A 13397-nucleotide genomic window follows, 5' to 3' on the forward strand; every position below is an offset into this window, starting at 1 on the left:
CGGTCCCGCGGCGCGGGTGGAACGAGGAAGGTGTGCCATGCGGCAGGGACTGGGCGCCAAGCTGGGCATCGGCTGGCGATTGCACGGCGACGGCGGAACGCCTCGCCCCGGCGACGCCGTCGCGCCCGACGAACGGCTCTCCTGGGGCCGGACCATCGGCCTCGGCGCGCAGCACGTGGTGGCGATGTTCGGGGCGACGTTCGTCTTCCCGGTCCTGATGGGGCTGGACCCGAACCTGGCGATCATGGTCTCCGGCGTCGCCACGATCCTGTTCCTGCTCATCGTGCAGGGCAAGATCCCCAGCTACCTCGGTTCCAGCGCGTCGTTCGTCGGCGCGGTGACCGTCATCCGCGCCGGCGGCGGGGACAGCTCCGCGGTCACCGGCGCCATCCTGGTCTGCGCGTTCGTGCTGGGCGCCGTCGGGCTGCTCGTGCACTTCCTCGGCACCCGGGCGATCCACCGGATCCTGCCCCCGGCGGTGTCCGGTGCCGTGGTGATGCTGATCGGCTTCAACCTCGCGCCCGTGGTCGCCGAGACCTACTGGCCGCAGGACCAGTGGGTCGCGCTGTTCACCATGATGATCGTGCTGGCGGCCAGCGTGCTGCTGCGCGGCTTCTGGGGGCGCATCGCCGTGTTCCTCGGCCTGGCGTCCGGGTACGCGCTGTCGTGGGCGTTCGACGCGGCCTTCGGGCCGATCACCGCGCCGGACGCCGACGGCAACGTCAGCACCCACCTGCGGCTGGACCTCAGCGGCGTCGGCGACGCGCCGTGGTTCGGGCTGCCGCAGTTCCACGCGCCCTCGTTCGACCTGGCGGCCATCGTCGTCGTGCTCCCGGCCGTGATCGCGCTGATCGCGGAGAACACCGGGCACGTCAAGGCGGTCGAGCAGATGACCGGCAGCCGGCTCGACGGCAGCCTCGGCCGCGCGATCTTCGCCGACGGCTTCGCCAGCGCCCTCTCCAGCGCCGTCGGCGGGCCGCCGACGACCACCTACGCCGAGAACATCGGTGTCATGGCCGCGACCAGGGTCTACTCCACCGCGGCCTACTGGGTGGCGGCGATCGTGGCCATCGCCTTCGGGCTTTGCCCCAAGTTCGGGGCGGTCATCGCCGCCACGCCAGGCGGAGTCCTCGGCGGCATCACCGTGGTGCTCTACGGGATGATCGGCCTGCTCGGCGCCAAGATCTGGGTCGAGAGCCAGGTCGACTTCGCCGACCCGGTCAACCTGCTGCCGCTGGCAGCCGGGCTCGTCGCCGGCATCGGCGGGGTGTCCCTGCAGATCACCCCGTCGTTCGAGTTCAGCGGCATCGCCCTGGGCACGCTGGTCACGCTGATCGGCTACCACGTCCTGCGCGCGGCCCGCGCGCGCAGGACCTGACTCAGTCCTCCCGCTCGGGGGTGCGGACCACGACCTCCTGGGCGGTGATCGGCCTGCCGGGCAGCGGGCGGCTGTTCTGGGCGCGCAGCCCGTCGAGCAGCACCGCGATGTAGCGGGCGGGGGCGAGGTTGCGCAGCTCCTCGGGCAGCGACTGCACGCCCTGCAGCGCCAGCGAGCTCAGCACCGCGATGTCGCCGGTGCTGATGTCGTCGCGCAGGGCACCATCCGCCTGAGCGCGCCGGACCAGGCCGTCGACCAGCAGCAGGAACTCGTTGTTCACCGCTTCGGTGTTGGGATCTGAGTTGATGATCGACCGGGCCCTGGTGGACAGCACGGTCAGCCGGACCACGGTGCGCAGCGCCATGCCGCGGTGCATGATCTGGCTCAGCGCGCGCCACGCGTCGGGCTCCTGCTCGATGGTGGCGCGGGTGTCCTGCAACACCGTGTCGAACGCGTCGTGCGCGACGGCACGGATCAGCGAGTCGCGGTCGGGGAAGCGCCGGTAGAGCGTGCCGACCCCGACACCGGCGGTGCGAGCGACCTCCTCCATGGGCACCTCGGTCCCGCGTTCGGTGAACACGGCTTGAGCGGCGGTGATGATCCGGTCCCGGTTCCGGCGTGCGTCTGCGCGCAGTCGGGGCGTCGTTTCGGTGGTCATGATCCTCGATTCGGCCCTGGTGTGCTTCCGGCGGATTGTCGCACGCCGGGTACTCCGTTAAGGGGATGGAAGCGATCCATTTTCCCCGGCGGCAGGAAGTTTCGTCCTACCTGCGGCGTTGAGGTCACCAGCGGTCGCGAGACGGCCGCCGTGATCGACTGTTCGAGTGTCACGCAGATTACAACTGCCCGGTTTGGGAAGAAGCGAAACGCGGACGTAGTATTGGTTCGTACCGGGTTATTACCCAAACCTCCTTCCGATCGACCTGCCTCGGCGGGTATCTGTGCGTGCGCGCGTTCGGAAGGCGGGGCGGACAGTGGAGAGGAGGCAAGTAAGTGGCAACGGTGTGGGTGGCCCTGGCGGCCGAAGCGATCGTTCTCATGGGTGCGGCCGGAGCGCTGGCCAGCTGGGCTCGGCGTTCCAACGACGCTCCGGACCCGATCATCGAGCCCGCCGGGCAGGTCGCCTGAGGTAAGCGCGCGCACGGGCTTGCTCCCGCTCGGGAACAAGCCCGTGAAGCTTTTCCATCGTTCTCGCGAACTCATTCGTTACGCGTTCTCGGCGCAATTTCGCGCCGCTTCTCCGCAATCGGTCTTCGACCCCCCGATGAATTGCGGAAGAATTGATCTCGACTTCGCGCCCGTGGCGTGGCGCACTGCTGTGCGCCCGGGTCGCTGATCGCCCGATAGGCTGGTGACCACCAACGACCGGCTCCACCGATCGGGAAGGCATCCGTGACCTCACCCAGCACGCCCAGCAGCCCTGACCCCTCGACGACGCGTCCTGCCGGGCGGGGGAGCGGGCGAGGAGGCGGATCGGTGCTGCACAACTACCGGACCTTCCTGCAGCGCGCGGCGAGCAAGCCCGGTCAGGTCGGTGCGGTCGCCCCCAGTTCGCCGCACCTGGCCCGCGAGATGGGGTCGGTGATCCCGCGCACCGGCAGTCCCGTGGTCGTGGAGCTCGGGCCCGGAACCGGGGCCCTGAGCGCGGCCATCGCCGACCGGTTGCCCTCGGGCGGCCGCCACGTGGCGATCGAGCTGGACTCGGGCATGGTCGAGCACCTCAACCGGGAGCTGCCGTGGCTCGAGGTCGTCCAGGGCGACGCCTCGCACCTGGGATCGCTGCTGCCGGAGATCGGCATCGACCGTGTCGACGCGGTGGTCTGCGGGCTGCCGTGGTCGATCTTCCCGGCGCAGCTGCAGCACGACATCCTGCAGCAGGTCGGCTCGGTCCTGACGCCCGGCGGCGCGTTCACGACCTTCGCCTACCTGCACGCGCTCGGCATGTCCGGCGCCCGCCAGTTCCGCCGCCGCCTCGACGTCAGCTTCGACGAGGTCATCACCACCCGCACGATCTGGCGCAACGTGCCCCCGGCGCGCACCTACGTCTGCCGCAGGCCGAACCTGCCCTGACGCGGTCGCGCGGGAACTCCGGTCGATCAGCGGAAGAGGAGTTCAGCGGCGGTCGTGATGTGGCGCCTGGCCCGTTCGACGTCGGCGCGCCCCGAGGTGAGGTCGAGCAGGCAGGACACCAGGACGTGCCCCAGGGTCATCGCCTGACCGCGCGCGTCGTCCCAGGTCTCGTCGCCGAGCGCGGCGCGCACGAGGGCGAGGAACAGCGCGTGCCAGGTGGCCATCCCGGCACCGGCGGCATCGCTGGAGTGGAACGACCGCATTCCGGCGGCCAGCAGGTCCGCGTCGTCGGCGGCCCAGCGGACCACGTCGCCGAAAGCGGCCGCGACCCGCTCGGCGCTGCTGCCGGTGTAGCGCCTGGCCCGGAGGTCGTCGTGGGTCCGCAACGCCCAGTCGACCATGACGTGGTGCAGCAAGCCGTCCTTCGAGCCGAAGTGGTGGTACACCGTCGCGGGTGTGGTGCCCGCGCGGGCCGCCACCTCGCGGAGGGTGGTCGCGGTGTAGCCGCGTTCGGCGGCCAGCTCGCGCGCCGCTTCGGCGATCCGAGCGCGGTGAGGCTGCTCCGCGCGTCCGGAGGAGCGGGTCGTGGTCACCGCCGATCGCTGCCGGTGGACGTCGGGCAGACTCGGCCCTGCAGGACCGGCTTCGCCACGCACCGGCGCTGATCGACTCCTTCGTCGAGGAAGCGTTGAGGCTGGAGAGCCCGTTCCGCGGGCACTTCCGCATCACCACGCGGTCAGCGGACGCGCCTGGAGGCGAGCCGCGCGATCACCGGGCTGCTCGCCGGCACGGACCGCGTGGACCTGGCCCCGGGAAGCGAGCCGCGGCACCTGTCGAGCATGTTCGTCCGCCGTCTGGCGCGACTCCCGCTCGCCGTCACCCCGAGAACGCCTGGACCGCAGGCGCCGCCGGAGTCGTGATCCGCGGGGTCGAAGGGCCCCGCGAATGCGGAACGGGACCGGCGGGAGCTTGTGGCTCCCACCGGTCCCGTTCTCGAAGGTCCTGCCGGGGTGTCGGCAGGAATCAGGAGCGGATCATCTTGCGCAGCACGTACTGCAGGATGCCGCCGTTGCGGTAGTAGTCCGCCTCACCGGGGGTGTCGATGCGGACCTTGGCGTCGAACTCCACCTGGGAGCCGTCGGCCTTGGCGGCGGTGACCTTCACGGTCTCCGGGGTCTCACCATCGTTGAGCTTGGTGATGCCCGAGAAGTCGAAGGTCTCGGTGCCGTCGAGGCCCAACGACTTGGCCGTGGAGCCCTCCGGGAACTGCAGCGGGATGACGCCCATGCCGATGAGGTTCGAGCGGTGGATGCGCTCGAAGGACTCGGCGATGACGGCGCGCACGCCCAGCAGGCGGGTGCCCTTGGCGGCCCAGTCGCGGGACGAACCGGAGCCGTACTCCTTGCCGCCCAGCACGACCAGCGGGGTGTCCTGCGCGGCGTAGTTCTGCGCGGCGTCGTAGATGAACGCCTGCGGAGCGCCTTCCTGGGTGAAGTCCCGGGTGTAGCCGCCCTGCACGTCGTCCAGCAGCAGGTTGCGCAGCCGGATGTTGGCGAAGGTCCCGCGGATCATGACCTCGTGGTTACCGCGGCGGGAACCGTAGGAGTTGAAGTCCTTGCGGTCGATGCCGTGGTCGGAGAGGTACTTGCCCGCGGGGGAGTCGGCCTTGATGGCGCCGGCCGGGGAGATGTGGTCGGTGGTGACCGAGTCGCCCAGCAGCGCCAGCACGCGGGCACCGGAGATGTCGGTGACCGGCGCGGGCTCCATCGCCATGCCGTCGAAGTACGGGGGCTTGCGCACGTAGGTGCTCTCGGAGTCCCACTCGAAGGTCTCGCCCTCCGGGGTGGGCAGGGAGCGCCAGCGCTCGTCGCCCTTGAAGACGTCCGCGTAGTCCTTGGTGAACATCTCCTGGGTGATCGCCGAGTCGATGGTCTCCTGGACCTCTTGCGGCGTCGGCCAGATCTCCTTGAGGAACACCGGCTTGCCGTCGGTGTCGTAACCCAGCGGGTCGGTCTCGAAGTCGAAGTCCATCGAGCCGGCGAGGGCGTAGGCGATGACCAGCGGCGGCGAGGCCAGGTAGTTCATCTTGACGTCGGGGTTGATCCGGCCTTCGAAGTTCCGGTTGCCCGACAGCACCGAGGTGACCGACAGGTCGTTCTCCTGCACCGCGGCGGAGATCTCCTCCGGCAGCGGGCCGGAGTTGCCGATGCAGGTGGTGCAGCCGTAGCCGACCAGGTGGAAGCCCAGCTTCTCCAGGTACGGCCAGAGACCGGCCTTCTCGTAGTAGTCGGTGACGACCTGCGATCCCGGGGCCATCGAGGTCTTGACCCAGGGCTTGCGGGTCAGGCCCTTGTCGACGGCGTTGCGGGCGAGCAGCGCCGCACCGAGCATCACCGACGGGTTCGAGGTGTTGGTGCAGGAGGTGATCGAGGCGATCACCACGGCACCGTGGTCGAGCTCGAACTCGCCCAGCTCGTCCGAGGACACCGTGATCGGGTTCGTCGAGCGGCCGGATGCGCCGTCGGCGGCCGAGACCAGGCGCGGCTTGTCACCCTCGCCGTGGTGGGTCACCGAAACCGGGTCGCTGGCGGGGAAGGACTCCTCGCCGGCCTCGTCCAGCGCCGCGTCGTCGGCGTTCTGCGCCTGGACGTAGTCGGTGAGCGACTTGCGGAACGACGGCTTGGCGTCGGAGACCTCGATGCGGTCCTGCGGGCGCTTCGGGCCGGCGATGGACGGCACGACCGTGGACAGGTCCAGCTCGAGGTACTCGGAGTACTCCGGCTCGTGGTCGGCGTCGTGCCAGAGACCCTGCTCCTTGGCGTAGGCCTCGACCAGGGCGACCTGGTCGGCCGGACGGCCGGTGAGCTTGAGGTAGCGGACGGTCTCGTCGTCGATCGGGAAGATCGCGGCGGTGGAACCGAACTCCGGGCTCATGTTGCCGATGGTGGCGCGGTTGGCCAGCGGCACCGAGGCCACACCCGAGCCGTAGAACTCGACGAACTTGCCGACGACGCCGTGCTTGCGCAGCATCTCGGTGATCGTGAGCACCACGTCGGTGGCGGTGGCACCGGCCGGGATCTCGCCGGTGAGCTTGAAGCCGACCACGCGCGGGATGAGCATCGACACGGGCTGGCCGAGCATCGCGGCCTCGGCCTCGATGCCGCCGACGCCCCAGCCCAGCACGCCCAGGCCGTTGACCATGGTGGTGTGGGAGTCGGTGCCGACGCAGGAGTCGGGGTAGGCCTGGCCGTTGCGCGACATGACGGTGCGGGCCAGGTGCTCGATGTTGACCTGGTGCACGATGCCGGTGCCCGGGGGGACGACCTTGAACTCGTCGAAGGCGCCCTGGCCCCAGCGCAGGAACTGGTAGCGCTCCTTGTTGCGGCCGTACTCGAACTCGACGTTGCGCTCGAAGGCGTCGGGCTTGCCGAACACGTCGATGATCACCGAGTGGTCGATGACCAGCTCTGCCGGGGCCAGCGGGTTGACCTTGGAGGTGTCGCCGCCGAGGTCGGCGACGGCCTCACGCATGGTGGCGAGGTCAACGACGCAGGGCACGCCGGTGAAGTCCTGCATGATCACCCGGGCGGGGGTGAACTGGATTTCGGTGGCGGGTTCCGCCTTGGAGTCCCAGCCGGCCAGCGCGCGCACGTGGTCGGCCGTGATGTTGGCACCGTCTTCGGTGCGCAGCAGGTTCTCCAGGAGGATCTTGAGGCTGTAGGGCAGCCGCTCGGCACCTTCGACGGCGCTGAGCCGGAACACCTCGTAAGAGGCGTCGCCGACGTTCAGCGTGCCGCGTGCGCCGAAGCTGTCCTTGCTCGCAGGTGCAGTCACGTTCAACTCCATCTCGCGACGGGCGCAAGTTCGGGAACGATTGCGAGTCTCGCGCACGTCAGCTGAGCGTGCGCGGGGACTCGCGCTCTTCTCGGCTAACAGTACGCGCGTCCTATAAAGGCGTTCAACAAAGGGTCGCCTGAGTGTCGGGCGCTTCTGCCGGTTTCGTTAAAAACCTCGAGTGTTTCCGGTCTGGAACACCGAGTTTCCGAACCGGATCAAGCTCCGGGGGGCGATTCTTCGCCCGAACGGCAAACTCCGCGCCGCGCGGGCGGTCCATCGGCCTGGTGTGGCACGTGCGTACCGGAGTGATCGGCGGGCGTGCTTCGATGTGCCGGTGCGCTTGCTGTCCCGTGATCCCCGTGCCGCCGGTGTGGCGGTCGCCGTGGCCTCCGCGATCTTCTTCGGCGGATCGGGCCCGTTCGCCAAACCGCTCATCAACGCAGGGCTGAGCCCGCTGCACGTGGCTTGGCTGCGGTTGGCCGGCGGCGCGCTGGTGATGCTGCCGATCGCTTTGCGGCACGCCTCGGCGCTGCGCCGCGCCCCGGGCCTGATCATCGGCTACGGGCTGTTCGCCGTCGCCGGCGTGCAGGTCTCCTACTTCGCCGCGATCGCCACCGTGCCGGTCGGCGTGGCGCTGCTGATCGAGTTCCTGGGCCCGGTGCTGGTGCTGGGCTGGATCCGGTTCGTCCGCCGCGCTCCGGTGAGCCGGTCCGCGGTCACCGGGGTGCTGCTGGCGGTGGTCGGGCTCGCCTTCGTGGTCGAGCTGTTCTCCGGGCTGAGCTTCAACCCGCTCGGCCTGCTGCTGAGCCTGGGCGCGGCCGCCTGCCAGGCGACCTACTTCCTGCTCTCGGACTCCACCGAGGACGTGAACCCCTTCGCGCTGGCAGGGTTCGGCCTGCTGGTGGGCGCTGCGGCGGTCACCGCGCTCGCCCGCCCCTGGGAGATCGACCTCGCGCTGCTCGCCGGTTCGGTCGAGCTCGCGGGCCACCACGTGCCTGCGATCGGCGCGGTGGCCTGGGTCGTCCTGGGGAGCACGGTGCTGGCCTACCTCACCGGGATCGTCGCCGTGCGCAGGCTGTCCCCGCAGATCGCCGGCGCGGTCGCCTTCCTCGAGCCGGTGGTCGCCACAGTGCTGGCGTGGGTGCTGCTGTCGGAAGAACTGGGCCCTGCGCAGCTGGTCGGCGGTGCGTTGATCCTTGTCGGCGCCTACGTCGCGCAACGCGCCGCTCCCGCCGACCGCGCGACCGGAACCGCTGGAGCCCTCGAGACGCCTGCGGGCTGAGGGCTCAGGCCGTTCGCGTCGCGGACTTGACGAGGTGCACGACCAACCGCTCGAGCAGGGCGATCGCGACGCCGGTGATGATCGTGGTCAGGAACGTGGGCATCGGAGGCTCGCATCCTCTTCGGTGGTGCAGGACGTCTCCGACTGTGGGGCTACCGGGTTAGGCCTGTTTCGAACCGAGGTGACCAAGGGGTGAACCCGCGCCCAAATCTGCAGGTCGAGGTGCGTTGTTCCGTCCCTCCCGCCACATCTGCCACACCCGCACCGCCAACGCCACCGCGGCCGAGACGCTCAGCGCGACGGCCCACTGGTGGGGGAGCAGGGGACTGCTGCCGAAGAAGTGGCTGACCCCGGGAACCTGCACCAGTGCGAGCAGCACCAGGACCGAACCGGCCGCCGCGAGCACGACCAGCGGTGTGCGCCCGCGCGAGGTCACCGTCTGCGCCAGCTGCGCCGAGACCAGTGCGACGAGGCCGGCGGTGCGCGCCTGCGAGGCCGTGGCCATCGGACGGGTGAACAACCAGGCCAGCCCGGCCGCGGTCGCGGTGGCCACCGCCCGCGCGCCGACCTCGCGTGCCAGCGCCGCGCCCAGCGAGGCTTCCGGACCTTCGGCCAGCAGCCGTTCCGGCGTGCGGTCGGCCGGTGGGCGCACGGCGATCGCGATGGTGGGCAGCACGTCGGTGAGCATGTTGACCACCAGCAGCTGCCGGGCGTTGAGCGCGGCGGAAGGACTCAGCAGTCCGGTTCCCAGGGCGTAGCCGATCTCCCCGAGGTTGCCGCCCAGCAGCACCGCCAGGGCTTCGCGCACCGAGGTCCACATGCCGCGGCCTTCGACGATGCCGTCGGTCAGCGTCTCGATGCGGTCGTCGGCGACCACGAGATCCGCTGCGTCGCGCGCGGCGGGCGTCGCTCGCGAGCCGAACGCGATGCCGACGTGCGCCAGGTTGATCGCCGGGACGTCGTTGGCACCGTCGCCGGTCATGGCCACCACGCGGCCCGCATCGCGCAGGCAGCGCACGATCCGCGCCTTCTGCGCGGGGCTGACGCGGGCGAACACCGAGACCTTCGGGGCTTCCCCCGCCAGCTGCTCGTCGTCGAGTTCGTCGAGCTCGGCACCGGTGAGAACCCGCTTGCCGCCCAGCATCCCGAGCTCCGAGGCGATGGCCTCGGCGGTGCTCGGGTGGTCCCCGGTGATCATGATGACGTCCACGCCCGCGCGGTCGAGCTGCTCGACCGCGTCCGCAGCGCTGGCGTGCACCGGGTCGGCGAGTCCGAGCAGCCCGACCAGTTCCAGCTCGTCCACCTCGGTCTCGACCATCGCGAAGTCGTCCGGGACGGGGCGTTCGGCGACAGCGAGCAGCCGGAAACCGCGCAGCGCCAGCCGTTCCACCTCCGCGTCCAGGTCGGCGCGGGCTTCGTCGTCGAACGCCACGGCGGATCCGTTGCGCCGCCAACTGGTGCAGCGGTCCAGCACCACCTCGGGCGCGCCTTTGACCGACAGCAGCCGGGGCGAGAGCACCGCGTGGAACCCGCGCGAGGGTTCGAAGGGCAGCTCTGCCAGCACTTCTCCGTCGGCGTCCAGGCCGAGCTCCCGCGCGCCGTCGAGCACCGCGCGGTCGGTCGGGTGCGGCAGCGGTTGGTCGTCCTGCGGCCGCGGGTTCGCCCGGAGGGCGGCGGCCACGACTTCCCGGTGCGGGCGCTGCAGCTCCTCGACGTTGCGCGAGCCGCGTCCGTCGGAGACCTCGCCGAGCGCGATCCGGCCCTGGGTCAGGGTGCCGGTCTTATCGAAGCACAGCGCGTCGACGCGGCCGAGCGCCTCGATGGTCGCGGGACTGCGGACGAGCACTCCGCGCCGGGACATCCGCCGGGCGGCCGCGAGCTCGGCGAGCGTCGCGACGAACGGCAGGCCTTCGGGCACCGCGGCCACCGCGAGCCCGACCGAACGCGCCACCGTCCTGCCGACCGGAACGCCCCGCAGCAGGTCGGCGGCGAACAGCAGCGCGCCCGCTCCGACCGAGACCGGCAGCACCTTCTTGGTCAGCTCCGCCAGCCGGGCCTCCACCCCGGTCGCCGTATCGGCGCCGGTGGCCTGCGCCGTGGTCCGCCCGAGCTCGGTGTGGGTGCCGACGGCCACCGCCACGGCGACGCCGGTGCCGCTGGCGACGACCGTGCCCTGGTAGAGCATGCAGGTGCGGTCGGCGACCGCCGGAGCGGTGGCCGCCGCGACGTCCTTGGCCACCAGCTGCGATTCGCCCGTCAAACCTGACTCGTCGATCTCCAGCGATTCCACCGACAGCACGCGGCAGTCGGCGGGCACCCCGTCGCCCGCCCGCAGCTCGATGACGTCACCCGGCACCAGCTGGTCGGCCGGGACGACCTCGGTGCGCCCCTCGCGGCGCAAGCGCGCGGGGGTGCGGCCCTCGGCCAGCAGCCTGCCGAGCTCGCGGTCGGTGGCCGCTCGTTGCACGCCGTCGATCAGCGCGCTGATCAGCAGCACACCGCAGATCAGCACCGCGTCGATGACCGACCCCAGGCCCGCCGAGATGACGGCACCGGCGCCGAGCACCGGTGTGATCGGGGTGATCAGGCCTTCGGTCGTCGCCCCGAGCACCCCCACCGGAGCGCGCCCGTCGTCCTGCGGCCGGTGCCGCTCGGCAGCTGCGGATTCCGACAACCCGCGCTCCGAACTGTCCAACGTGGACAGCACCGCCGAGGCCGGCATCGCGTGCCACGGGGTGCGCTCGCGCGGCAGGGGTGGTGGCCGGTTGGCGGCGCGCATCGCCGACCAGGACCCGGTCGCGTAGGCGAACAGCGTCGCCGCGTGCACGGGCATCGACGCCCGCGCAGGAGCTCCTGCGGCCGGGCCGAAGGCGGCGAACAGGGCTCCGAGGAGCGCGCCTGCCGCCGAGATCGACGCGGCGTACCTGCTCGCGGTGCGCGCGTGCTCGGCAGAGCCGACCAGCACGTGGAGAGCCGTGGGATGCGGGCAGATCACGTCCGCCGCCCAGCCGGCGGGATCCGTTGTGGACAGGCCGATGCCGAGGTCGGCGGCGGCCAGTCCGGTTCCGCAGTCGTGCGAGAGGACCGCGACTACCGCGCCGTCCTGCTGCAGTGCGCGCACCGGGCCGTCCAGCTCGCGACCGCCCGGGAGCGCGCCGTCCAGCGGCAGCCTGCGGTCGAGGTTCGCGCCGTCCCCGCCGACCAGGACCCGTTCGGCGATGCCGCGCGCGGCGTCGACCAGTGCTTCGGCCAGCGGGTCGAGCTCGTCGGCGACCATCACCAGAGCGACCGTCCGTCCATCGTGGACGAGCGCGAGAACCGTTGCCCCACGCTTGCTCTCAGCCTCCGCTCTCCGGCGCACCCGGCTCGGGTGAGACCCGGTGAGCGGCGCGACCGACCAGCTCCCGCTGCTGTGCCGGGCCGTGAGATCCGCGGGATCGACGAGTTCGCCCGCCCGCGCGAACAGCGCCGCGGAATCCTCGCCGTCCTCCAGCGCGGCCACCGAGTCGACCACTCGGCGGCCGGTCAGCAAGGTCGGCGCGTCGAAGACGATGGTGTCGATCCGGTCCAGCAGCCGCAGCGAGTCCGGTTCCAGCACGAGCGCGCCGCGGGAGGCCAGCGTCGTGCTCAGCGAGGTCGCGAAGGCCTCGCGCCCGGCCGAGGCGGGCTTGGGAACCGCCGCGAGCAGGTTGGCCATCGCTCGCTGCGGCGCGCGGGACAGCGCGTAAACGGCGGCCGCTCCGCCGAGCGCCGCGCCGCCGGAGGCGTTGGCGACGCGCTCCACCGGACCGTCGGGAACCGGGCACGGCCGCGGATGGTGCGCGAGAGCCGGGCAGCCGTGCGGCAGTGCGCCCTCCCAGTGCTGCCACGCCTGGTGGCGGGCGAGGGTTTCGCGCGCGGCGAGGAACCGTCCGCCCAGGTCGGTCAGCGCTCCCAGCGGTCGCCCCGCCAGGCCTTGGCCCGTGGCACCGCCGATCGCCAGCGCCACGTCCAGCGGCGCGCGGCCGACGAGCCGCTGCGCGTTGCCGCGCAGCCACGGCACCACGTCCACCAGCGACACCGCGGCGGGCACCAGCGGGGAGATCACCCGCGCGGGGATCAGCGCTCCCAGGCTCGCGTAGCCGAGGCCGAGGACGCCGAGCGCGACCGCACCGGCATCGCGCACGACGGCCTCGGAGTTGCCCGGGTGCCGCTCGCTGCGGCCGGCGATCCCGTGGTCGCCCATCCCGTAGCCGGACTCGACCTCGCCGATGACCCTGATCGGCTCGTCGAGACCGGGGAGGTCGGGATCGTGCTCGATCACCACCCGGCCGAGCACACCGTTGACCTGGGCGCTGCGGACACCGGCGAGCTCGCCCAGCCGCCGCTCCACCTCGCGCGCGGCCGCCGCGTTGTCGGGCAGGTGCACGCCGCGCATCTCGAGGTGGCTGCGCTCCCGACCCCGCCAGACGCGGCGGTCGACGGGGGAGGAGGTGATGGTGCGGGCAGCTCGCAGCACCGGTGCGGCGACTTCGGCGGATCGGGCCAGCAGCCAGCGCAGCGGCATCAACGCTCCTCGGCGGTCAGGCCTGCTCGTGGTCCTGGTTCGCGCTGCGCCGCACCACGGCGGCGCCGATGCCGATCGCGGCCGCGACGGGCCACTCGATCACGCTCAGCGCCGCGGCGGCGGTCAGCCCGCTGTAGAACAGCAGCTGATCGCGGGAGGGCAGCGCGGAGCGCACGGCGGTGACCGTCGAGGTGAGGTTCTCCCGACCCGGCAGCTCGGGAAGCTCGGGAAGTCCGGGAAGTGAGATCTGGGTTGTGCGCAGCTGCGCCGTCACGTAGGGGACG

General features: G+C 71.5%; 9 protein-coding genes. 4 read left to right on the forward strand and 5 right to left on the reverse strand.

Going from position 1 to position 13397, the window contains the following annotated elements; genetic code table 11:
- The first annotated feature begins 37 nt into the window (after window positions 1-37).
- Window positions 38-1378, forward strand: coding sequence for a uracil-xanthine permease family protein (locus tag FHU35_RS13180; protein WP_145739061.1), 1341 nt, complete (start codon window positions 38-40; stop codon window positions 1376-1378).
- A gap of 1 nt (window position 1379) precedes the next feature.
- On the opposite strand, the gene FHU35_RS13185 is transcribed toward FHU35_RS13180, so the two are convergent.
- The gene (locus FHU35_RS13185) at window positions 1380-2036 is read right to left on the reverse strand and encodes a TetR/AcrR family transcriptional regulator (protein WP_145739063.1); all 657 of its coding nucleotides are present in this window, start codon (window positions 2034-2036) and stop codon (window positions 1380-1382) included.
- Between the two features lie 335 nt (window positions 2037-2371).
- On the opposite strand from FHU35_RS13185, the gene FHU35_RS30180 reads away from it, so the two are divergent.
- Window positions 2372-2506 (forward strand): hypothetical protein, encoded by a 135-nt coding sequence (locus FHU35_RS30180; protein WP_281290236.1) that lies wholly within the window; start codon window positions 2372-2374, stop codon window positions 2504-2506.
- Window positions 2507-2854: 348 nt separating this feature from the next.
- Window positions 2855-3448 (forward strand): class I SAM-dependent methyltransferase, encoded by a 594-nt coding sequence (locus tag FHU35_RS13190; protein WP_246110272.1) that lies wholly within the window; start codon window positions 2855-2857, stop codon window positions 3446-3448.
- 26 nt (window positions 3449-3474) lie between these two features.
- Here the strand turns inward: FHU35_RS13190 and FHU35_RS13195 are convergent, their stop codons facing one another.
- Both FHU35_RS13195 and FHU35_RS13200 read right to left on the reverse strand, forming a co-directional pair.
- Window positions 3475-4041: a TetR/AcrR family transcriptional regulator gene (locus FHU35_RS13195; RefSeq protein ID WP_186459404.1), complete on the reverse strand. Its 567-nt coding sequence runs from the start codon at window positions 4039-4041 to the stop codon at window positions 3475-3477.
- A 430-nt stretch (window positions 4042-4471) separates the two neighbouring features.
- On the reverse strand, window positions 4472-7282 hold the full coding sequence (locus FHU35_RS13200; protein WP_145739067.1) for an aconitate hydratase: 2811 nt from the start codon (window positions 7280-7282) through the stop codon (window positions 4472-4474).
- Window positions 7283-7619: 337 nt separating this feature from the next.
- Between FHU35_RS13200 and FHU35_RS13205 the strand changes: the two genes are divergently transcribed.
- Window positions 7620-8567 carry an EamA family transporter gene (locus FHU35_RS13205; RefSeq protein ID WP_246110273.1) on the forward strand — a complete coding sequence of 316 codons (948 nt, stop codon included), beginning with the start codon at window positions 7620-7622 and terminating at the stop codon, window positions 8565-8567.
- A 160-nt stretch (window positions 8568-8727) separates the two neighbouring features.
- On the opposite strand, the gene FHU35_RS13210 is transcribed toward FHU35_RS13205, so the two are convergent.
- Window positions 8728-13113: an HAD-IC family P-type ATPase gene (locus tag FHU35_RS13210; protein WP_145739069.1), complete on the reverse strand. Its 4386-nt coding sequence runs from the start codon at window positions 13111-13113 to the stop codon at window positions 8728-8730.
- Window positions 13114-13129: 16 nt separating this feature from the next.
- A complete protein-coding gene (locus tag FHU35_RS13215; RefSeq protein WP_246110274.1) occupies window positions 13130-13387 on the reverse strand; it encodes a hypothetical protein in 258 nt (85 codons plus the stop codon).
- Window positions 13388-13397: the final 10 nt, after the last annotated feature.

The organism is Saccharopolyspora dendranthemae (assembly GCF_007829955.1).
Classification (GTDB): domain Bacteria; phylum Actinomycetota; class Actinomycetes; order Mycobacteriales; family Pseudonocardiaceae; genus Saccharopolyspora; species Saccharopolyspora dendranthemae.

Excerpts from the sequence above, each read along its gene's own strand:
- FHU35_RS13180 (WP_145739061.1), top strand. The coding sequence starts at position 38 with ATGCGGCAGGGACTGGGCGCCAAGCTGGGCATCGGCTGGCGATTGCAC.
- FHU35_RS13210 (WP_145739069.1), bottom strand. The coding sequence starts at position 13,113 with ATGCCGCTGCGCTGGCTGCTGGCCCGATCCGCCGAAGTCGCCGCACCG.
- FHU35_RS13185 (WP_145739063.1), bottom strand. The coding sequence starts at position 2,036 with ATGACCACCGAAACGACGCCCCGACTGCGCGCAGACGCACGCCGGAAC.